19 protein-coding genes, 5 tRNA genes and 1 pseudogene are annotated in these 21698 nt (G+C 47.3%); 9 read left to right on the top strand and 16 right to left on the bottom strand.

Annotated elements, in window-relative coordinates; translation table 11 throughout:
* Positions 1-19: 19 nt before the first annotated feature.
* The gene (gene ureG, locus QNO02_RS06885; protein WP_017690021.1) at positions 20-739 is read left to right on the top strand and encodes an urease accessory protein UreG; all 720 of its coding nucleotides are present in this window, start codon (positions 20-22) and stop codon (positions 737-739) included.
* A complete protein-coding gene (locus tag QNO02_RS06880) occupies positions 645-1616 on the top strand; it encodes an urease accessory protein UreD (protein WP_289391530.1) in 972 nt (323 codons plus the stop codon). Before ureG ends, QNO02_RS06880 begins: the two co-directional genes overlap by 95 nt.
* A gap of 111 nt (positions 1617-1727) precedes the next feature.
* On the opposite strand, the gene QNO02_RS06875 is transcribed toward QNO02_RS06880, so the two are convergent.
* The 4 genes from QNO02_RS06875 to QNO02_RS06860 all read right to left on the bottom strand — a co-directional run bounded on the left by QNO02_RS06875 (position 1728) and on the right by QNO02_RS06860 (position 2676).
* Positions 1728-2153, bottom strand: a complete 426-nt coding sequence (locus QNO02_RS06875; protein ID WP_036610863.1) for a helix-turn-helix domain-containing protein — start codon at positions 2151-2153, stop codon at positions 1728-1730.
* 169 nt (positions 2154-2322) lie between these two features.
* Positions 2323-2405: transfer RNA gene (locus QNO02_RS06870), tRNA-Leu, on the bottom strand.
* A 17-nt stretch (positions 2406-2422) separates the two neighbouring features.
* Positions 2423-2498 (bottom strand) — tRNA-Lys (locus QNO02_RS06865).
* A gap of 106 nt (positions 2499-2604) precedes the next feature.
* Positions 2605-2676: transfer RNA gene (locus QNO02_RS06860), tRNA-Glu, on the bottom strand.
* Between the two features lie 313 nt (positions 2677-2989).
* Here QNO02_RS06860 and QNO02_RS06855 point away from each other — a divergent pair.
* Both QNO02_RS06855 and QNO02_RS06850 read left to right on the top strand, forming a co-directional pair.
* Positions 2990-3766, top strand: coding sequence for a DeoR/GlpR family DNA-binding transcription regulator (locus QNO02_RS06855; RefSeq protein WP_076251528.1), 777 nt, complete (start codon positions 2990-2992; stop codon positions 3764-3766).
* A 4-nt stretch (positions 3767-3770) separates the two neighbouring features.
* A complete protein-coding gene (locus tag QNO02_RS06850; protein WP_133386771.1) occupies positions 3771-4667 on the top strand; it encodes a Cof-type HAD-IIB family hydrolase in 897 nt (298 codons plus the stop codon).
* Between the two features lie 64 nt (positions 4668-4731).
* Here QNO02_RS06850 and QNO02_RS06845 read toward each other — a convergent pair whose 3' ends face one another.
* Together QNO02_RS06845 and QNO02_RS06840 are read right to left on the bottom strand one after the other, a co-directional pair.
* Positions 4732-5403, bottom strand: coding sequence for an MgtC/SapB family protein (locus QNO02_RS06845; RefSeq protein WP_017690026.1), 672 nt, complete (start codon positions 5401-5403; stop codon positions 4732-4734).
* Between the two features lie 93 nt (positions 5404-5496).
* Entirely contained in the window at positions 5497-6156 is a 660-nt protein-coding gene (locus QNO02_RS06840) for a flavin reductase family protein (protein ID WP_289391527.1), read from the bottom strand.
* Positions 6157-6263: 107 nt separating this feature from the next.
* Here QNO02_RS06840 and QNO02_RS06835 point away from each other — a divergent pair, with 107 nt between their 5' ends.
* Positions 6264-6962, top strand: a complete 699-nt coding sequence (locus QNO02_RS06835) for an ArsR/SmtB family transcription factor (RefSeq protein ID WP_289391526.1) — start codon at positions 6264-6266, stop codon at positions 6960-6962.
* Positions 6963-7185: 223 nt separating this feature from the next.
* On the opposite strand, the gene QNO02_RS06830 is transcribed toward QNO02_RS06835, so the two are convergent.
* The 3 genes from QNO02_RS06830 to QNO02_RS06820 all read right to left on the bottom strand — a co-directional run bounded on the left by QNO02_RS06830 (position 7186) and on the right by QNO02_RS06820 (position 7911).
* A tRNA-Ser gene (locus tag QNO02_RS06830) sits at positions 7186-7274 on the bottom strand.
* A gap of 6 nt (positions 7275-7280) precedes the next feature.
* Positions 7281-7356, bottom strand: a tRNA-Asn gene (locus QNO02_RS06825).
* A gap of 93 nt (positions 7357-7449) precedes the next feature.
* The gene (locus tag QNO02_RS06820) at positions 7450-7911 is read right to left on the bottom strand and encodes a SprT family protein (protein ID WP_289391525.1); all 462 of its coding nucleotides are present in this window, start codon (positions 7909-7911) and stop codon (positions 7450-7452) included.
* A 118-nt stretch (positions 7912-8029) separates the two neighbouring features.
* Here QNO02_RS06820 and QNO02_RS06815 point away from each other — a divergent pair, with 118 nt between their 5' ends.
* Together QNO02_RS06815 and cmpA are read left to right on the top strand one after the other, a co-directional pair.
* A complete protein-coding gene (locus QNO02_RS06815) occupies positions 8030-8386 on the top strand; it encodes a hypothetical protein (protein WP_017690032.1) in 357 nt (118 codons plus the stop codon).
* Between the two features lie 181 nt (positions 8387-8567).
* Positions 8568-8711 (top strand): cortex morphogenetic protein CmpA, encoded by a 144-nt coding sequence (gene cmpA / locus QNO02_RS06810; RefSeq protein WP_017690033.1) that lies wholly within the window; start codon positions 8568-8570, stop codon positions 8709-8711.
* A gap of 180 nt (positions 8712-8891) precedes the next feature.
* Here the strand turns inward: cmpA and QNO02_RS06805 are convergent, their stop codons facing one another.
* The 6 genes from QNO02_RS06805 to QNO02_RS06780 form a co-directional block, all read right to left on the bottom strand.
* The gene (locus tag QNO02_RS06805) at positions 8892-11114 is read right to left on the bottom strand and encodes a Tex family protein (RefSeq protein WP_289391524.1); all 2223 of its coding nucleotides are present in this window, start codon (positions 11112-11114) and stop codon (positions 8892-8894) included.
* A 501-nt stretch (positions 11115-11615) separates the two neighbouring features.
* On the bottom strand, positions 11616-13805 hold the full coding sequence (locus tag QNO02_RS06800) for an alpha-galactosidase (RefSeq protein WP_289391523.1): 2190 nt from the start codon (positions 13803-13805) through the stop codon (positions 11616-11618).
* A gap of 237 nt (positions 13806-14042) precedes the next feature.
* Positions 14043-14393 (bottom strand): type II toxin-antitoxin system PemK/MazF family toxin, encoded by a 351-nt coding sequence (locus tag QNO02_RS06795; protein WP_024630714.1) that lies wholly within the window; start codon positions 14391-14393, stop codon positions 14043-14045.
* A 3-nt stretch (positions 14394-14396) separates the two neighbouring features.
* Positions 14397-14678 (bottom strand): CopG family ribbon-helix-helix protein, encoded by a 282-nt coding sequence (locus QNO02_RS06790; protein WP_017690037.1) that lies wholly within the window; start codon positions 14676-14678, stop codon positions 14397-14399.
* A gap of 260 nt (positions 14679-14938) precedes the next feature.
* Positions 14939-16126 (bottom strand): alanine racemase, encoded by a 1188-nt coding sequence (gene alr / locus QNO02_RS06785; RefSeq protein WP_091033662.1) that lies wholly within the window; start codon positions 16124-16126, stop codon positions 14939-14941.
* A gap of 395 nt (positions 16127-16521) precedes the next feature.
* Positions 16522-17721, bottom strand: coding sequence for an outer membrane lipoprotein-sorting protein (locus QNO02_RS06780; protein ID WP_289391522.1), 1200 nt, complete (start codon positions 17719-17721; stop codon positions 16522-16524).
* A 249-nt stretch (positions 17722-17970) separates the two neighbouring features.
* Between QNO02_RS06780 and QNO02_RS30275 the strand changes: the two are divergent.
* A pseudogene (locus QNO02_RS30275) lies at positions 17971-18920 on the top strand (serine hydrolase domain-containing protein); the annotation flags it as partial.
* 90 nt (positions 18921-19010) lie between these two features.
* The gene (locus QNO02_RS30270) at positions 19011-19463 is read left to right on the top strand and encodes a DUF3471 domain-containing protein (RefSeq protein ID WP_353959115.1); all 453 of its coding nucleotides are present in this window, start codon (positions 19011-19013) and stop codon (positions 19461-19463) included.
* A gap of 245 nt (positions 19464-19708) precedes the next feature.
* On the opposite strand, the gene QNO02_RS06765 is transcribed toward QNO02_RS30270, so the two are convergent.
* Complete coding sequence (locus QNO02_RS06765) at positions 19709-21595, bottom strand: ABC transporter substrate-binding protein (protein WP_289391519.1); 1887 nt, start codon at positions 21593-21595, stop codon at positions 19709-19711.
* Positions 21596-21698 lie beyond the last annotated feature (103 nt).

Below are 21698 nucleotides of genomic sequence, written 5' to 3'. Positions count from 1 at the left end.
TAACCAAGGAGGAATTGTTATGTGTGGAGGAGCTAATCATACGCATCATCCGGAGTGGGAACGTAAGGCATTTGATCGGAGTCGTCCGATGCGAATTGGAATTGGTGGACCGGTAGGCTCAGGTAAAACAGCCCTGGTGGAGAAGCTGTCCAAGGCACTGCGTACACGTTATAGCCTTGCTGTCATCACGAATGACATTTATACCAAGGAAGATGCCGAAATCTTGCTGCGTCAGAATGCACTGGCACCAGAGCGTATTATCGGCGTAGAGACAGGCGGATGCCCGCACACGGCTATTCGTGAGGATGCCTCCATGAATTTCGAAGCGGTTGACGAGTTGATTGAACGCTTCCCGGATCTGCAACTGATCTTCATCGAGAGTGGCGGCGACAATCTCTCTGCTGCATTCAGTCCGGAACTCGCTGATGTGTTCATCTACATTATCGACGTTGCTCAAGGAGAAAAACTTCCTCGCAAAGGCGGTCCCGGCATCACACGTTCAGATCTGCTGTTAATCAACAAAACCGACCTTGCCCCTTACGTTGGAGCAAGCCTGGAAGTTATGAAAAATGATACCGAGCGGGTACGCGAAGGCCGCCCTTATGTCATGTCTAATCTAATGAGCGGTGAAGGTGTATCCGAGATTGTCCACTGGCTTGAACATCAATATATGGATGACGATGCTTCCGCTGCACATCTGCATTCACACAGCCATGAACATGGCACTCACTCGCATTAATTTATCTTCTGTCCCCACGGGAACAGAGATAAATGGGAATGAAAGTGCAGGTGCGCCCGTCACACGCCGCAGCGAGCTTCGGGCCACCTTTGCCTTTCAAGGCGACCGGACTGTCATGACTGATCGTTATTACAGCGCACCTCTCCGGTTTAGCCGATCCTTTCGACCTCCCGGAGGCGGAACCGAATTATGTGTGTACACGTCAGACGTCTCTCCCGGAGTCCTTAACGGGGATCATTATCATTCCGAATGGGAATTAGGTGAAGGCACCCATGTCATGCTGAGCAGCACATCTGCTACCAGACTTCATCCTACACCTTCCATTCCCTCATCCGTTAATCATTACTTTCGGTTGGGAAAAGGGGCCACGCTGGAATACTTTCCTGAATGCGTCATTCCCTTCAAAGGAAGTTCTTCTTCGCTCGCTGTAACCTTTGAGCTGGAAGAAAGGGCAATCTTGGCCTATGCAGATATCTGGTCTGCCGGACGGATTCATCGGGGAGAAGCTTTCCAATTCGAGCGTTACCGTAGCTTGACGGAGATATGGCAAGGTGAACAACTGGCTGTCTGGGATCGATTCGGACTCGAACCGGATACCGATGATCCCAAACACTCCGCGTCTCTCCTTCACTATACCCATACCGCTGCGTTGTGGATGATCGCACCGGGGCTTGGTACTGCGGAGTTGGAGCAAGTCAGATCCGCGCTGCCACCAGATGGACGGATGCTCGCAGGTGCAAGTTTGCTGGCAACCGGAGGCATCGGCGTTCGACTCCTTGGCATGGCAGCTTGGGAGCTTCAGGAGCAGTGTCTTCAGATCTGGAACACACTCCGCCCCCATCTGCTGGGCAAAGAAACTCTTGTCTTTCGTAAATAAGGGCATGAAGCATGCATGGTTAACACAAAAAACCTCTGAACTGTCTCCGAGTGTGTTCGGATTAGTCCAGAGGTTTTTGTACATTCAGTCTATGGATGCTGCTCATATCACTTACGCTTCGTTTTCCTCAGAATCGTTCTCTGATTTGTTCTCAGGTTTATAGCGATAGTCGCCTGCATCCTTACTTTCTTTCGATTTGCGGTAACGGGTGAACTCAATATATTCGCTGATAAAAGACTGTTCCACAGTCGATAATTCACTTTCTTGGCAATTCAATTGCCGCAAAACGTCAAAAAAATAATCCTCCCGTTTTTCCCGAACCATCGCTTCCTTCGATGGACGTCCAATCATGAGCCAGTCGAGGCTCACATCAAAAAACGAAGCAATCTCAATTAATTTATTCGTACTCGGAATAGACTTGCCACGTTTCCAATCACCCAGATTGCCTGTGCTAATCTTCAGCTGTTGGCAGAAAGCCTTCTTGGTCATTCCTCGTTCGGCAATCAGGTGTTCAATTCGCTCATAGATCGACTGCATACAAGAACCGCCTTCCAACCGTAATAATCAACTCATCTGCTTGAATTATACCACATTATTCCTGAATGCTCAGCCTTTATATGCCTGGCACAGAATGATGTATATCGTATAACACAAAGATAGACTCCCATGAATGATCATAGAAGTCTATCTTATATTGTTGCTGTGATGCGGTCGAGAGGACTCGAACCTCCACGGGTATACACCCACTACCCCCTCAAGATAGCGTGTCTGCCATTCCACCACGACCGCATATTCAATTGTAAAAATGGTGAGCCATGAAGGGCTCGAACCTTCGACACCCTGATTAAAAGTCAGGTGCTCTACCAACTGAGCTAATGGCTCTTGCTGTAAACTTCACCGGATGTGCCATGCTTCATTCTTGTCTATAAGAGCAATGACTTTGAGGATTACTCATCGAAAATGTAGATCTCATGAGGTGGTGAAGATATGACCCGTAGGGGATTCGAACCCCTGTTACCTCCGTGAAAGGGAGGTGTCTTAACCCCTTGACCAACGGGCCTTAATAACAAGTTGTCTTTCTTGGCGACAAGAATGATTATACCACAGGACAATTTGAACTTGCAATACTTTTTTTAAAATTTATTTTTCAAGCGTTTTTGTCTTTGGCACACGGCTCTTCAGATCCCTAATATTAGCCATCTCCCCATTCATGCCAGTGTCATCCCCGTGCAGGAACAATGTTAACTATTCATTAAAACACTTATAAAAACTTACGTTCACTTATAATATTGCAAATCACATTAAGAATACTTATAATTAAAGTATCAGTATAAGTATAAGTACGGTCATCCATACACTCGGAGGTGACATGTTTGTTTCAAGAAGAACGAATGCAGCTCATTGTTGAACATCTACGCAAACACAATCGCATCTCAGCCGATGATATTGTCGCCTTGTTTGATGTATCACGGGATACTGCACGCAGGGATCTGATTAAGCTTGAGGAACAGGATGCCATTATCCGAACCCGTGGCGGCGCGATTCTCCCCCCTCCTCCGCAAGAATTCAGATCCTACAAAGACCGTTTACTCGATGTATCTGAGGAAAAGAGGGCCATCGGCAAACTTGCTGCGGCCATTGTAAGGCAAGGCGAGATCATTATTCTGGACTCTTCCACGACTGTGCAGGCCTGTGCCGAGAACTTAGACGGCAAATCCTGTACCGTCATTACTAATTCGATTCATTCCGCTGATCTTCTCTCCAATCACACTGCTGTCCAGATTCGTTTGCTCGGAGGCAAAGTAGATAAGGAACAACGTTATGTCTACGGTACCTCTGTTATTGAGACTCTCTCCCACTATTATGTAGATAAAGCCTTTATCGGTATTGGCGGTATCACCATGGATGGCTTCAGCGCTTCCGAAGAGGAAGGGAAAATTAAACACCAAATGATGAAAGCTGCCAAGAAGGTTGTTGTTCTTGCAGATCAATCCAAGTTTGATAGACGTTATGGTTATCGTTTTGCCGACTGGTCATTGGTGGATGTATTGATTACGGATCAATGGCCAACCAAAGAATGGCTTGTTTTTCTAGCTGAACAACAGGTTGAGATTCTCATTCCTGAACCAACAGATGATAAGGAGTTGTAAATATATGAAATTATTTGCCACAGATTTAGATGGAACTTTGTTGAACAGAGATAGCCAGATTAGCCCGGAGAACGCCGCAGCCATCCAAAAGGCCCAGCAATCCGGTATGAAGGTTACCATTGCTACAGGACGTGTCTATTCCGATGTTGTGACCATCAGCCGCGAAGGCGGAATCAAAACCCCAATTATCGGCTCTAACGGAGCGACAATTCATGATGCAGACGGTGAACGTTTATTCCATCTTCCGCTTGAGCGTGATACAGCAGCTTCCGTCATGCAGTGGCTGGAAGATCATGATGTCTATTATGAGGCTTCAACGCAACAAGGCATCTATGCCCCGCGTAGCAGTCATGAGACCTTGCTCGCCGAGATGGAACGTGTTCTTGGTTCGAACCCTGGTGAGGACATTGCACGCATGATTCGCTCCATCAAGAAACACTATGACAAAAAAGACTATCACCGCGTAAACAGCCATCTGGAAATTCCGGCAGAAGCCTACGTCTATAATATTATGGCCTTCTCCATGAATCCGGACAAAGTAAAGAGAGGACGAGAATACTTCGCATCCCGATCCGATGTCGCCATGGTTGTATCCTTTGAGCATAACTTCGAAATGCAGCACCCGGACGTATCCAAAGGTAATGCCCTCACCAAACTGGCGGCTCACCTGAACATCTCCATGGAAGATACAGTAGCGATCGGTGATAACTTCAACGATGTCTCCATGTTAAAAATGGCAGGACTCGGCATCGCCATGGGTAATGGCGAACCCGAAATCCAGGCATTAGCCAAAGCCATAACGCTGACCAATGTGGAGCACGGTGTTGCCCATGCCATCGAGTGCCTGCTTGAAGGTAAACCGGTGTCCCGTCCAGAAACGATTGTCGGAGAAGGTCAGTAATTGAACCCATACTGAATTAAGCACTGAACCTGCATGGTCGTCTGTTGAGCCATGCAGGTTCGCTTCATTTTAACTCCGCAGATCGAACGTGAGGCACGTCCTGTAACAAAATAATCAGTTGCTCGCCCCGGTATGAACCCGGCAGTTGCAACGTGAACTCAAGTACAGTCTCTTCCACGGAGTCTGTGCTTGTTTGCTGTTCAGTCTTAAATCCGATGACCGAGATCTTCTCCTGTCCCAGCAGTGCCAAAACAGTCTTCAGGGCCTCTCCCTCATTTTGCAGATGGATGGTTAACGTCTCTGTTCGGGCGGATACCAGCCAACGTGTGGGTCTATGCAGTAACATCTGTGCCACGACAATAAGCAGTGTCACGCCTGCACCCGTCCAATACAGACCTGAACCCACAGCAAGTCCCATGCCTGCCGTAGCCCATATGCCAGCCGCTGTGGTCAATCCCCTGACCGTGTGACGCTGTGTGAAGATCATGCCCGCTCCAATGAACCCCACACCACTAACGACTTGTGCAGCGATCCTTGAAGGATCAAGAGACAGATTGTCCCAACCAGCCTGATCCTGGAATCCGTATTTGGACACAATCATCATCAGGGCAGCACCGACAGCGACCACAAAATGAGTACGAATTCCCGCCTCTTTCATTCGATTCTTGCGCTCATATCCGATTAGCACACCACATATTCCAGCTATGAGTACACGCATCAAATATTCCACTTCCATGCACATCACCTCTTTCATTATGTATATGCTTACATTAGTCTATCTTTACTATTACCCAATCTTTACATGACTAATAAAGAACTTCCGTCCAGGTCAATTCTCTGCCCGGAAATTTTCCCCTTGTCTCTCTCCCAATCCGTAATAATGTCTGAAATTATATATCAGCGGATGCCATTCCTCTGGATTAATCTTGTTCGGTCCAGATATCAGGCGTGTGTGCGCGTGCACCTTCAACGCTTTCACTTCAACAATCGCCATGAACGGTGTATGTTCGGGAATACGTATGTGTTGTACAGCCGCTTCAACCTGGAGCGGACATTCAACTATTTTATCTGGTGCCACCTGAACCGAGCATTCGGATGTCAGTCCAGCTACAGTGAATTTATCATGACAATATTCATAGCCCATCTGCCTTTTCTCCTCAGGAACCGGGTTAACTCCCGTATAACGACCCAATGCCTCAACCTGTCTCCACATGGTCGCATCTGGTAAATTAATCACACACTCCGGATGTCGACTCAGATTTTCATAGGCTTTGCCTTGAGTACCTAGACCGAGAACCAGACAGTCTCCAAGCGCCCAAGACGAAGATAATGGTGACAGGTTGGTTGACCCATCCTCATTTAATGTGCTTAGCAGCAATACAGGCGTACCATAATATAAAATACTGGGATTAATCGTTTCATGTTGAATCACTGCTGGACTCTCGGACAACTGCCCTGTAGCAAAGTCCTGTTTCGTTATCTTTTTCATCCTGTACCTCTCCTGTTCCAATTCCAATGATTTATAAGCTCAATCTGACCCATATGGGACGATACAACTGGATTGTAATACAGTAATAGTTCAGATATGATCGAAGTATGAATGTATATCCGAATATTACTGTTATTGCGTCGTTAATCGCTGATCCAAGCCGCGCTATTTTTCTGTCATCCTTACTGGATGGCCGTGCGTTGCCCGCAGGTGAGCTTGCTCATATGGCAAGTGTCACTCCCCAGACGGCAAGCAGCCATCTAGCTAAACTCGTAGAGGGAGGATTACTTGAAGTTGAACAACAAGGACGCCATCGATACTACCGTCTTGCAAACAAAGAAATTGCTAATCTGATTGAAACGATGGCCAGTATTGCCCCGCCTGTTCAGATCCGCTCTCTCAAACAATCCGACCAGCTTCAACAACTGAGTTATGCACGGACCTGTTATGGTCATCTGGCCGGAAAATTGGGAATCTCGCTCTGTGAAGCCTTAGTACAGAAGGGTTATCTTTCAGAGCCCGAAGAGGCACATAGCAAGGATTACCAAGTTACAGAGAAAGGAATACAGTGGTTCACTACGTTTGGAATTAAACTTCAGATGCAGCCAGGATCACGCCGGGCCATCGCTCGCAGATGTCTGGATTGGAGCGAACGCCGTCATCATCTCTCAGGTATGCTTGGGGAACAACTCAGACATCGATTATCGGAACTGGACTGGATTCGTCAAAAAACAGGAAGTCGCTCTGTCGAAGTGACGGAAGCAGGCAAGAAAGGTTTATACGAGGTGTTGAGCATTTCACTTTAAGCAGAAGCGTATACAAGGGATACGCAAAGATGAATAAACGCAAAAAATCCCCTTCACACTGACCGTTAACCGGTCTAATGTGAAGAGGATTTTTTTGGTGAATCAGAACGGAGAGAGAGGGATACTCTCACTTCGTTCGAGACTGCGAAGTATTGCTAACGAAGCTTATGCTCCAACGAACCTTTAGGGTTCTCATCCCTTTGCAGAGAAGTTTAATTCAGAACGGAGAGAGAGGGATTCGAACCCTCGCACCGCTTACGCAGTCTAACCCCTTAGCAGAGGGTCCCCTTATAGCCACTTGGGTATCTCTCCAAGAAATGGCTCCCCGAACAGGGCTCGAACCTGTGACAACTCGATTAACAGTCGAGTGCTCTACCAACTGAGCTATCAGGGAAAATTAACTTGAATAAGATTAATTTATCATGATTAATAATCCAAGTCAACATCCCTTCCATCACTTTCTTTAATACATTAAATGATACACACATCAGATATTTTGAAGGCCCAGTTTTCCCGCGCAACGACCACAACGGTAACGCTTCGGATCTATTTTCCGCTTCCGCAAATATTCCGTACCACAGCTCTTGCACACCAGCTTATAACGATAGGGCAGCGGCTTTCTGCCTTTACCGTCAGGAAGTGATTGGCAGTAACGCGAGCCGCCTACCTTCTGCAATAAAGCCTTGAATTCCGGGTCACGATGCTGATAGCCGCGCCCACGAATATGCAGATGATAGTGACACAGCTCATGTTTGATGATTTTCTCAACCTCATCTCGCCCATAGGCTTCGAGTTGATGCGGATTGATCTCAATCCGGTGACTTTTGAGCATATAACGCCCACCCGTCGTGGTCAGGCGACTGTTAAACAACGCTTCATGGGTGAACGGTACTCCGAAATGATCCAGTGATACCTGTTCAATCCATTGTTGCAATTCCTCATTTTTCATCGGTATCTCTCCTTGCACCCCCTCGGAGCATTTGTTTTTCCGGCATAATACTTGAATTTTAACCGTTTCGTAGGCTACACTGTCAAGTAGAATGTATGAGGGGAGATTATTACTCGTTATGCCTACAATGCGCTATGTCATCCTGCAGCAGGAACAACAATTGCAGTTCGTGGAAATGCCGGCAGATTACGCCTATCAACTCAGTGCGCTCAATCTGCGCCTGCACAAGGAAATTGATAAACTCACTGCAGCAGATGTCCCTGTCCTGCCTTGGGCGATCGCCGAATGTGACAGCCTCGATCTCCTAAACGAAAATCTTACTATCATCGGCGGCCTTGATTATATCAATGCGCTTGAAGAATCTTTTGCAGCACTACGTGAAAGCCATTATCCTTTAATTTCTCTGCTTACCGAAATCCGGGCTCTTCAGGCCCAATTGGAACAATGGTATGAAGAAGAGATGGAAGCTCTCTAATTCACCGCAGGTATCATTTTATAATGATGAGAACGAAAAGCACATCTCCCTGAATTGGGATTTGTGTTTTTTTGAGTGAAAAAGATTGATTTGCCGGAGGGCCTCCACTTATCCCGCACAGTCCAGGCTATTGCCACATATGCTAACGTACAGATGAATTATGCAAGAGGAGGAGATACCCTTGCCTCAATGGCTTTGCAATCAACTGATGCGTGCATTTCACAAAAAGGACAGCCGGCAAATCAAGTTGCTGAACGAATGCTGGTTCTTTTATCGTAACAAACCAGCAAATGGCACACCACGCAGCGCGGAGAACGAACTTTAAGAGGTTGTTCATAAAAGTCTGCATTGGATTACGAAGGATGGCCTTTTGAACACGCACTTTAAGAAAATGCACATATTGCCCACCGTACTTACTAGAGGAATTAGAACGAACAACGGGACTATTACTGTCGACAACAAACAGCCTTCCTGGTCAGGGAAGGCTGTTCTCCAATCCTATTACTTAAGAAGACTGTTGCGCAGAAGCAGGCTTCTTCATCGTAAGGCCGACACGGCCTTTTTTGGTATCCACATTCATAACCCAGACCGTTACATTATCCCCGACAGATACAACATCCATCGGGTGTTTAACATATCCGTTGCTGAGCTGTGAAATATGGACAAGCCCATCACTCTTAATTCCAATATCCACAAAGGAACCAAAATCAATTACGTTCCGAACCGTACCTTGCAGCTCCATGCCTTCTACCAGATCCTCAATTTTCAATACATCTGTACGGAAGATTGGCAACGGCATTTCTTCACGCGGGTCACGACCCGGACGCTGCAAGCTGTCCAGAATGTCACGCAATGTAGGCACACCTACGTCCAGTTTCACAGCCAATTGCTCTGGCTGTTGCTCTGACAGTAATACCGACAGTTCCTTACTGCCCAGCTTGTCCAGTGCAACCTGAAGCTCCTTGAACAACTGATCCACAACCTTGTAAGACTCAGGGTGAATAGGTGTACGATCCAATGGATTCTCGCCCTCACCAATACGCATAAATCCTACGCACTGCTCATAGGTTTTGGCACCCAGACGTGGCACCTTCTGAAGCTGACGGCGGTTCGTAAACCGGCCATTTTCTTCGCGGTACTTCACAATGTTTTTGGCAATCGTAGCGTTAACTCCGGCAACATATGACAGCAACGAAGGTGATGCCGTATTCACGTCCACACCCACATGGTTAACTGCGGATTCCACGACAGCCTTCAGGCTTTCTTCCAGAATCTTCTGGGATACATCATGCTGATATTGACCCACACCAATGGCTTTTGGATCAATCTTAACCAACTCCGCAAGCGGGTCTTGTACCCGGCGTGCAATGGAAGCAGCACTGCGCTCCGCAACATCCAGATCCGGGAACTCTTCCTGGGCCAACTTGGATGCAGAATACACACTCGCCCCAGCTTCATTGACGATCAGATACACGAGACTTTCGTCCCCGTTCTCCTGAATAATCTCGGCAACAAACTGTTCTGTTTCACGGGACCCGGTACCATTACCGATGACAATCAATCCGATGTCATATTGCTTAATCATCCGATGGAAAACCTCGGCTGCTTCACGTTTCTTGTTGTGTGGTGGCGTTGGATAGGTAACAGCCACTTCCAGCAGCTTGCCCGTATCGTCGACCACAGCCAGTTTACAACCAGTACGATAGGCAGGATCGACACCAAGCACACGTTTGCCATGAATCGGCGGCTGAAGCAACAGGTTGCGAAGATTGGCTGAGAATACTGAAATTGCTTGATTCTCACCTTTTTCCGTGAGTTCTCCACGAACTTCACGCTCGATGGAAGGCGCAATAAGCCGCTTGTATGCATCTTCAATCACATCACGCAGGATATCCTGCACGGCAGAAGCACCACGAATGATCTGTCCTTCCATATGGCGATGGGCCGGTTCTGCCTGTACGTCCAGGCCGACTTTCAGAATACTCTCACGTTCACCGCGATTAATCGCGAGAATACGGTGTGGAGGCATCTTTTTGGCTAATTCGCGGTAATCATAATAATTCTCGTACACGGACTCCTCTTGAGCATCCTTCGCTTCCGAAGTCAGCATGCCGTGATCCAAGGTGTACCGACGAATCCAGGCACGAATGGCAGCATCGTCTGCGATATTCTCCGCGAGAATGTCTTTGGCTCCCTGAAGCGCCGACTCCGCATCTTCTACACCCAGTTCAGCATTAATATATTTCGCAGCTTCCTGGAGTGCATCGCCTTGTTTCGGTTGACCCCAGATCCATACAGCAAGGGGTTCAAGACCTTTTTCCTTGGCCACGCTGGCACGCGTTTTCCGCTTCTGACGGAACGGACGATACAAGTCTTCCACTTCCTGCAGCTTCACAGCTTGGGTAATGGAGTTCTTCAGCTCTCCGGTCAGCTTGCCCTGTTCCTCTATAATACGGATGACTTCCAATTTGCGATCCTCAAGATTGCGCAGATAAACAATGCGTTCTTCAATCGATCGCAGCTGGTTCTCATCCAGCTCTCCAGTCATTTCTTTACGGTAGCGGGCGATAAATGGAATCGTATTGCCTTCGTCCAGAAGCTCCGACGTTGTGCGGACCTGCTTCAAGGACAGTGACAGTTCCTTGGCTACCTGTTTGATGATTCGTTCATGGCGTTCTGCCTTTATTGTTTCTTCATTGGGTTCCAGAACCGTTTCCTGTTCAGACAAAATAAATCCCTCTTTCCTTCCTGAATCGTTCGTTACAATCATTTCAGGGCAGCTTTGCTGCTGTAATTACAGTATAGTTGAACCATTTGTTTCTTCCACTCTACCCTATATTATCACAGAATCACGTCCAGATTTCCATCAATCCGCAAGCATACAAGTTCTGACAGAATGATGTCATCCTCCAGCCTTCCCCAATACGTCAAAAAAAGACCGAAAAACGTCAATACGACGCTCCTCGGTCTTTCCTTATTCAAAACTTTAAATACAATAGCAATCTAATAAGTGAAACTGCTCATTTACACGATGACAGAGAGGACAGAAAAAACCTGAAAAAGCGAAGTGTTCGCCTAAAAGCTTTCTGAAAGAAAGCTACATCGGAAGCATACGCTATCTCCGGATTTTCCCTTTGAGAAAAGGGAATCGAAAAATCTGGGGATAACAGCGATTGGAAGGTTGTTCTGTCATTGTAGTATCCGTGTAAATAAAATGTAGTTCACTTATCTAGACGCGTTCAAACCGGAACAGTTCGCTCAGATAGTCTCCTGATGCACTGCCTACCGAAATACCGCCATACATCAAGGCATCGCCGGTAAAGGTCTCCGATCCGCCTTTCAGACGATAATCCGCATTCGGGTCCAATCCTTTCAGCTTCAGGCGCTGAAGTGGCGCATTAGGCTCAGAGAGCACGCGGAAGTAGAATACAACGGCTTCGCTTCCGTCCGGTGCAATAAACATCCACGCTGTCTCATTGCCTTCAAACGGACTGAGCAAGCGACGGAATGTTCCATATTGAACTGTTCCACGGATCTCCTTGTACAGCTCTACCTGTGCTTTCACGATCTCGTTCTCTTTCTCAGTGAATTTCGTCAGGTCCAGCTCGTAACCGAAGTTGCCCGACATCGCAACATGTCCCCGAATCTCAAGCGAAGTGATCCGGTTCACCTGATGATTTGGTACAGCTGAGATATGCGATCCCATGGAACTCACCGGGTACACAAGACTGGTACCGTACTGAATCCGCAGACGGGATATAGCATCCGTGTTATCACTTGTCCACGTCTGTGGCATGTAATACAGCATACCTGGATCGAAGCGGCCACCACCACCTGAACAACTCTCGAACAGAATATTCGGGAACGCCGAAGTGATTCGTTCCATGACGTCATACAATCCCAACATGTAACGATGCGCGGTCTCACGCTGTCTATCTGCCGGAAGCAACGCGGAACCCACTTCCGTCATATTCCGGTTCATATCCCATTTCACATAAGTAATTGGTGCAGAACCAAGTACGTCTGTTAACATGCGCACAATCTCATCACGTACATCCTGACGAGAGAAATCGAGTACCAATTGTTGACGTCCTTCTGTCCGGCGACGATCAGGCACATGCAGACACCAGTCTGGGTGCGCACGGTACAGCTCACTGTCTGGTGAGATCATCTCAGGCTCAAACCACAATCCGAACTGCATGTCCAGACCTGTTACCCGGTTAGCCAGATCATCCAGTCCCTGTGGCAATTTGTTCTTATCTACAATCCAGTCGCCCAGCGAGGAGTTGTCACTGTCCCGGTGTCCAAACCAGCCATCATCCAAAACAAACAGCTCAATACCCAGCTTCTGTCCAGCACGAGCGATCTGTTCAATCTTATCTGCATTGAATCCAAAGTAGGTTGCTTCCCAATTATTGACCAGAACCGGACGTTCCGCATTACGGAACTTACCACGCGCAAGACGCTCCCGATACAATTCGTGGTAGGACTGTGACATGCCGTCCAAACCTGCATCCGAGTATACCATAACTGTTTCAGGTGTCTGGAACGCTTCCTGTGGCTCCAACTTCCAGCTGAACTCAAACGGGTTGATCCCGAGCGATACACGGGTGGTGTGGAACTGATCCACTTCAGCCTGTGCGGTGAAGCTGCCACTATAAACGAGACTGAATCCGTAAACTTCACCTTGGTCTTCATCCGTGCCTGGTGTCATCAGCGCAATAAATGGATTCTGCTGGTGACTGCTTGAACCGCGACGGCTCTCAATCCCTTGCAGGCCTGACGCAAGCGGTCTGCGAACGATATCACGTTCCCGTGTCCATGCACCTGACAATTGCAACAATTCATAATCCGCATGCGGCAAATCAACAGAAGAACTGAGCGCACGCACCACATTCACTGAGGTAGCGCTCTCATTAACGATACGCATGGAGCGTGTAATCGCATTAAATGCCGTAAAGGCTGTATAAGAAAGCTCGATTTTGATACCAGCGACGCGGTCTTCCAACTCAATAACCAGTGTCTCTGCTTCGTCATCGGATTCAACATACGTTGCTGGCAATCCAGTAAGCGCTGTCTTTCCTTTGACCAATCGATGGCCTGTATACGTAAACTCCGAAACCGTTGAGCCATTCTCAAGTTCCAATTGGATTGCAGGATTACGGAAATCACTCGTGCCATACACTGGTAATTCTACTGGCAACGTATCGAACGAGATTGTACGATCCTCTGGTACCGGGTTCGGACTGAAAGATGCTCGTTCTGTACGAACATGCAACCAGCTCAGATCGGTGTCACGTAATTTTTTGCCATAATACAAATGCACCAAATATCCTGAAGGCAGTACCTGAAATACGTAACTGGCCTCACGGGTCTGTAAATGAAATTGAAGTTTCTCCTGATTGATGTAAATGCTCATATGTCTCCTCCACCTCTATATATATAGGTCTTTCGGGTAAACGGTTTCTCAGGTTTCATTATAACGAAAAGATCGCCAATGTTCTACGCTTTCATCAAGCTTTAATCAAAAGAGCGCATAACAGCCCGAAGGTTGTCATACGCTCTTTTGGTTACAGTCTGAATTCAGTGTGTTCCCTTACAGGAACATCCATTGCCAACGAACGGCAGGGCAGCGTACAAGACGCTGGTTGCTGCCTTAAAAATCGATTAAACCAAGGCTGATCTGTAAGGCTTCGTTGACCAATTTCATGGTCTCCTCGTCCAGATGGGTAATCTTGTCAGTCAGCCTCTGTTTATCAATCGTCCGTATTTGTTCGAGCAAAATAACCGAGTCCCGGTCAAAGCCGTGTGCCGCCGCATCAATTTCAACATGCGTTGGCAGCTTTGCCTTCTGGATTTGGGCGGTGATTGCCGCCACAATACAAGTTGGACTGAACCGGTTGCCGATATCATTCTGGATCACCAGAACCGGCCTGACTCCACCTTGCTCGGAACCGACAACGGGAGAAAGATCCGCAAAAAAAACGTCACCACGTTTTACGATCAATGTCTACACCCCGCTAACTAAGCGGTCCAGAGTGCTGTCCGCATCTTCCTCCGCATGAAAGGCTTCGGATGCCATGGTCAGATTAATTTTTGCCATCTCCATGTACCCTCGCTGCATCGTTTCACGGATGTAACGTTTCTTACGCTCCGTTAAATACAGCTTCATAGCCTGCCTAATCAATTCGCTGCGGTTGGAATTCTCCAGCGCTACGATGCCATCCACTTCCTGCAAAAGATAATCAGGTAAACTGATCATGATCCGCTTGGTGTTCTGCAAGTTGGCCACCTTTCTTCCACCCCCACAAACCTTTCGCCATTGTGAACCAGTATTACGTTTTTCCAGAACTTTTATACAAAGGAATATATATGCCCCGAGTATATCAAGTATGCTGTACTCCATTATAAACACGGGGAACAATATTCGTACAGACCAAACATCTCAATTCAGGAATTAAATCCTTACCGTCATACATAATTCGAGATGCTCCGACAGTTTTCCTTCTGTTCTGAAAAAAAGTTTATTGGGAATGACGTCCAGTTTACCTGTCAGGATGTCAAAAGTGGATTAATTTTGGCGACTACTGCTCCCCCGCGGGTATATACCCGCGGAATGCGGTGCGCCATCATGCAGATCACTTCATAAGCAATCGTACCGAGCTGGGATGCCACCTCGTCTGCGGTTATTACGCCACCAGACTGATGACCGATGAGGACAACCTCTTCGCCGACTTGAATTTCTTCCGCCTCTTCCGCGAAAGATTGTAACGACACCATACACTGATCCATGCAGATCGTACCGACGACAGGGACGCGGCGGCCGCGTACAAGCACTTGTGCTTTACCTGTCAGCATTCTGGAGAATCCGTCTGCATATCCGAGCGGCAGGGTCGCTATTCGTTCGTACCCTTGCGTAAAATAACGGGTTCCGTAACTGATCCCCCAATGGGGTGGCAGTGTTTTGACCAGAACCGCTTTTGTCTTCAGCGTCAATACCGGGGACAGCTTCACCACCTGATGATTCACCTCAGCCGAAGGATACAGTCCGTACAGGCTTATTCCCACACGTACCATGTCATAGGACAATTCCGGTGTATCAATGGCAGCGGCGCTGTTCGCCGTATGTATAATCGGGATGGAACATCCCTGATCCCTGAGCGCATGAACCACGCTTTGGAACCGTCTATACTGCTCCAGTGTATAGGTTTTGTCTTCTTCATCTGCTCTGGCAAAATGGGTAAACATGCCTTCCAGCATCACCTGATTGAGCGAAGCTACTTCCTGAATGAAAGCCAATGCCTCATCGCCAGGCAACAGACCTAATCGGCCCATGCCGCTGTCGATTTTAATATGAACCTTCAGTTGGTTAGCGAATGTGCTCGCATCCAGATGTCGAATGGCGTCAAGCACTTCCCTGCTGAACAGTGTGACGGTCACATCATGTTGCCATGCAACAGCGATCCCTTCAGGCGGCGTATAACCCAGTACCAGGATTGGAATCGTAATCCCATGTTGTCGCAGTTCCAGAGCTTCGTCAAGAAAAGCCACACTTAAGTAATCCACACCCACTCGTTCCAGTTCTCTAGCCGTCTCCACCGCTCCATGTCCATAGGCATTGGCCTTCACACAGGCGAGGAATTTCATGCCCTGAGGCAATGCCTCGCGGAAAGCTTCTACGTTAGTACACAAATGATCCAAATTGATGTCCGCTTGGGTCGGCCGATATTGTCCTTGCACGTTAAGTCACCTTCTCTAATCATCTTAATCCGGCTCACGTCAGACTCCATCGTAATGCTCCAGCATGTGACTGTCAAATGAACCGAAGTTTCGCATTCAAAAACAGATGTAAGGTGCGCCGTTTGAGGAACAAATGCGATCACAGAAGAAGACCAATAAGCGAGATTGGCAGGGCTAAATTCCACTTTTCCACCCCAGCAAAATCTGCTTATATCGATTATTTACCCGGTTCCCTCTGCGTAGAAGCGCATTTTGCATTATTGGGTGTATCGAGTAAGAAAAACGGCGCCAGATGAATACCTGTCTTACATCAAAGCAAAGCACCGGAGAACGGGTCTCCGATGCTTCTTAGCATTCCTTATGTTTATGCTACTATTCGTTCATTTGTTCAAAAATCATTTGCCTGACTCTTCCTGCATCGAAGTTGCAATGCGTACCATTTCGTTCTGAGGCAGGTCTGCACTGGTGATCCGATATTCTATACCATCTGTCATCCATGTCAGTGTCTTCAATGCATCTCCGCTGATCATCCCCAGTGTGAATCCAAGATCCACTACACTGGATGGAGCAAGCGACACAGCTCGATCCTGCGGTCTGGCTTCGAATATGGTGTAATTATATATTCCTTCATAACGAAGCATAACCGAATAGTCTCCCGCCTCTTCCAGAATCTGATCATCCTTGAGCTGCACGCCTTCCGGCGCATAGGTCGGCTGAATTACGCCGAAACTGTCTGAGCCTTCCGGTTCTGCAAGGGTTGGCTCTTCGCCTTCCTGACCTGTTGCAGCACCTTCTGTACCTTGCTGCTCTGTGTCCCCACCTACACCCGTCTGTCCATCAGTGACAGCTCCGTCAGGTTCAGGCGCAGTCTGAGGATTGGCAGGTTCTTTACCACCCTCATTACCGGTTTGCTCCACAGGAGTCACACCGGAGTCCGTTCCTGTTTTGCCACCTTCTTCTGTAGCTGCTGACATGTTACGTTGCATGTCAAAGGCATCTTTCTCAAATTCAGTCCCGAATTTGAAGGAGTCAAATTTCACATCGACCACAACATTGGCATTGGAGTCGGATACTTCCACCTGTTTAGGTGCATAATCGCTTTTGTTCAGCCAGATCTTCTGTCTGACGAGTGCATGTGTATTATAATTGGCAGCTACATCAAAAACATAGCTCTCCTTCTCATCCGCAAACTGACGGGTTGTATCTCCCGTAATGCTCCGAATCAATGTTTCATAGAGGTATACCTGTCCTTGGTTATCTGGCCAATTGCTCTGAAACCGGAAGCTTTTGTTCTGGCTCGGTGTCAAAACAAACACGCCTTCATCGTTACGCAGTACAATCTGTGTTACATCCTTTTTGGCATTGGTTAACGCAATACGATAATAGGAAGGCTTCTGATGCCATACCTCGACCTTGTACTGCTGCGGCGCATCTCCGGTATGCAGCGTCATCACGCCTGCCCCCTGGTAACTTTCCATCTCTCCAACGACTTCGTTCAGATCTTTGACCACAGCTGCCGCATCCTTCTTCCCGCAGGCGGCAAGTAAGGCCGATAAGACCAATACCATGGCAAGCATCCATGATATTCGGCGCATGACATCATCCCCTTTAGCACATGTTTTCACTTCAGGATTGTGCTTGCAGCAGAACCCCTACTTGATTAGTACATGTTATGAGGGACTTGTTCGATATATGCGGACTAGTTTGACAAGCAATCGGTGAAGTCCGTTAATACGGCATTGCTATGCAAAATCAGTCTCGGGGAGGATGTTAACTTTATCCAGAAAAGGCATAGTGAATTGTAGGATATTATTCGTTTTGTTGAATATTGGGAGGGAAAAGGTATGACGAAAACAAAGCTTCGCACATCACTGGAAGGACTGGATGAATTCATCAACGAGCAGCTTCAATTATGGAATGGTGTCGGCACAGCGGTGGCTGTGATCCATAAGGATGAAGTCTTCTGGCAAAAAGGCTACGGTTATCGTGACCTGGAGTCCAAACTTGAAGTTACCCCTAATACGTTGTTTGCCATCGGTTCAAGTACCAAAGCCTTTACCGCAGCAACCGCTGCTCTGCTTGTGGATCAGGGGATACTCGACTGGGATACCCCAGTGAAGTCGTATATGAAAGATTTTCAGATGTTCGATCCGATCGCAACAGAACGTATAACTATTCGCGACATGCTGTGTCATCGTTCGGGTCTTCCAAGGCATGAGTTGGTATGGTACAACTCCCCACGTACAAGAGAAGAACTTGTTCGTACATACAGTATCTGGAGCCAAATCAGGATTTCCGAAACAAATGGCAGTATCAGAACCTAATGTACATGACGGCAGGTTATCTGGTTGGACAGCTCAATGAAACTTCGTGGGAGCAGATGGTTCAGAAGACCCTATTTAATCCGCTGGGTATGAACTCAAGTCTGTTCTCTGTTGAAAAAATGCAACTTCAGCCTGACTATGCTTACCCTTATATGGAGAAGGATGGTCAGAATACGAGAATACCTTTTCGAGCCATTGATGCCATAGGACCTGCTGGTTCCATTAACAGCAATCTAGTCGATATGATTGCATGGCTTCAATTCCAATTGCATCAAGGTCAATGGGAAGGAACGTCATTGATATCGAAGGAACAGATGAAGATTATGCATAGTCCTCAGATGCCCAGTGATTCGCCGTTCATAAGCCAAGAACTGCCTGTGAGTACATATGGTCTGGGTTGGATGATTGAGCCTTATCGTGGACATGCCATGATTCATCATGGTGGGGCTATTGATGGCTTTGCATCGCAAGTTGCCTTTTTGCCAGAGGAACAGATTGGAATCGTGGTTCTGAGCAATACCCACGGAAGTATAATTCCGTATACGGTTGCTTTTCATATCATGGACCAACTGCTTGGATTGGAGCCTGTCAATTGGAGTTCCAAATTAAGAAAATTAATGGGGAAAGAATCAGCAGACACGGAGGCTAATCCGGAGAATCCTTTGGAAGTACCTATTCAACCAGACACTGCCGTTGAGGAAAAAATTGAAGAACCTCACATTACACCTTGTGATCGTCCTTACACCGCTTATGCGGGTATTTACACGCATCCTGGTTATGGCGAGATGTCTATTCAGGAGACAACGGACGGGTTGCAGGCAACCTTTAACGCCATTGAAATGCCCATGGTATACACCGGAAAAGATACGTTCTCCGTCGAATTTGTGTTATTCGGTCTGAAGATCACATATACGTTCACCCTGAATGAATCATCAGAAGTTGCACAATCCATCTCCATTCCTTTGTTGCTTGAACCGGGTACAAAGCCTATTGAATTCATTAGGGTTTCGTAAATAATCAGAACCTATATAAATTAAACTAATGAATGTTTACACTGGTCACTCCGATGACAGAACAACCTTCTGATCGCTGTTATCCCCAGATTTCTTTAATTTCTTTTCATAAAGGGAAAATCCGGGGATAAAGGCGAACGCTCTGCTTCTTCAGGTTATTTCTGTCCTCTCCGTTTTGTATAAATGTTTAATTCAATTTATATAGAGAACACTTGCTTCATTTCCGTTGTGGTAGCCAAACCTACCTACCACAACGGAATATACACTGGGTAACTCGTATCCTCTTCCTCGGCACCAGGGCTTCTCTTCACCCACAATCTGCGCAGATCAGGCAGACCATACCCCGCAAGACGATAATCTCGCAACGAATCATGATGGGCGTGTTCTTCCTTGAAGCTGTATGTGGGCAGAAGCAACGCCTCCTGAATCAGTCGATCTTCTAGCCGAATCAATCTACTCAACCGCTCCGCAGGTTCCTGGATCATGACCACTCGTCCACATTCCTGTTCCAGTTCATGTCTCCAGTAATCATTCATCGCAATCAGGAATAACGTGTTCTGGAAGGTATACATCGTCACCAGACTCAGCACGATATGATCATCGAACACTTCTCCCGTATAGATCAGATCACAATCCCTGAATCCATCTTGATAGACTGCATGAACCGGATCTCCCGGGATAATGTTAATATGTAGGCCAATCTGTTTACATCTCTCTGCAAACCAGACCATATCTGCCTCCATCTTCTCTCCTTCTTCCACCCCCAGACTTAAACTTTGCCCTTGGTAAGAGCTACGACGCAATAATACTGAGGCCCGCGCCAGTGAGGTCTCGACAGAAAGTACTGTTTCAGGTGTGACCGAACCATCCGATTGTTCCGATTGCTGTTTCCATAGCTCCCCTTGATCCGCACCCTCCGTAAGATGTTGCTTCTGTACTCGTCCTCGAATCAGACTATAAGCAGCCTGCGTGTTCGGGCTTCCGAGTGCTTCCGACAACTCCTGCGCATTCAATAGCTGTTGAACAGCCCGGCGAAAATTCACATCATGCTGTGGCCCTTCCTTCTGCATATTAAACGTCATATACACTCCGCCCTGCATCTCATGCTGTACAGCACGAGGTTGTGCATCCGGAAATAAATCATGCTTGATGATGGACTCCGCTTTTCCCGAGTGGGGGAGCTGCCACACTTCAACGCGATCCACATAAGCCCGCCCTCTGAAATAGGTAGGGAACACCTCAAGCACGAGCAGCTTCGAATCATGACGAGTCAATTGATAAGGTCCTGTTCCAATCGGATGGAGCGGGTTCATCTCCACATCTCTAGGCAGGATAGATGCAGACATACTACTCATTAGATCCGGGAACATGAAGTTGGGCTTATTCAACACAAAACGTACAGTCAACTGGTCATACGCTTCTATGCTCCCAATGGAACTAAACAGAGGCCTGCACGGGTTACTCTTGTCAGAGATAATGCGATCAAAGGTAAACTTCACGTCCTCTGCATCCAGTATCCTTCCATGATGAAAAGGTATGCCTTTGTGCAGATAAAAGGTCCATTCCCTTCCGTCCTCATGACTCTCCCATGCTATAGCCAGACTCGGCTCACATACTTGGCGTTCAGCATGATAACGAACCAGACGATCAAAGACCTCTGCAATGATGAAAACTTCTCCCCACATCCCCGTCTGCGTTGGGTCGAGAGTCTTAAAAGGTGTATTCTGCGGAATTCGCAAAGTATCCACTCGCCCTCTGTCCCCTTCATTCGAACGCAGACCGAATTGAGTCTGCATTTGCTGCATCAGATGTTCTCGCATCGTAATTGGCAAAGCGGCGGCCAGTTCATAGGCGTCCTCCATCCTGTTGCCACTCAATAGATAATCGAACCGTTCACGCGCCACTTCAAGCAACGGGATGTAAAATACCAGCATCGATTTTTTGCCCCTGCCACGCTGCGGGTTCCACCTGACCCACCCGTTCTCCTTGAATTTGTTCATAATGAGGTTCATGTTGCGCATGGTACAACATAAAAGATCGGCAAGTTCACCTACCGTTGTATATACTTCTTGTTCATCATGCACATGTGGAAAGTTTAATCGCAGTTGAATGTAATGTTCTGATACGTCCATATATGTCCTCCCTTCTGCTAAAATACGAAATCCATCCGGATACTTCTACAGTTTTTCTTCAGGTTTTCCTCCATTATACTCAGTAACATCAACATGACCAGTG

It is taken from the genome of Paenibacillus sp. PK1-4R, assembly GCF_030369595.1.
In the GTDB taxonomy this organism is placed as follows: domain Bacteria; phylum Bacillota; class Bacilli; order Paenibacillales; family Paenibacillaceae; genus Paenibacillus.
The sequence above is the reverse complement of the archived record's forward strand: the minus strand, read 5'-3'. Positions and strand labels throughout refer to the sequence as shown.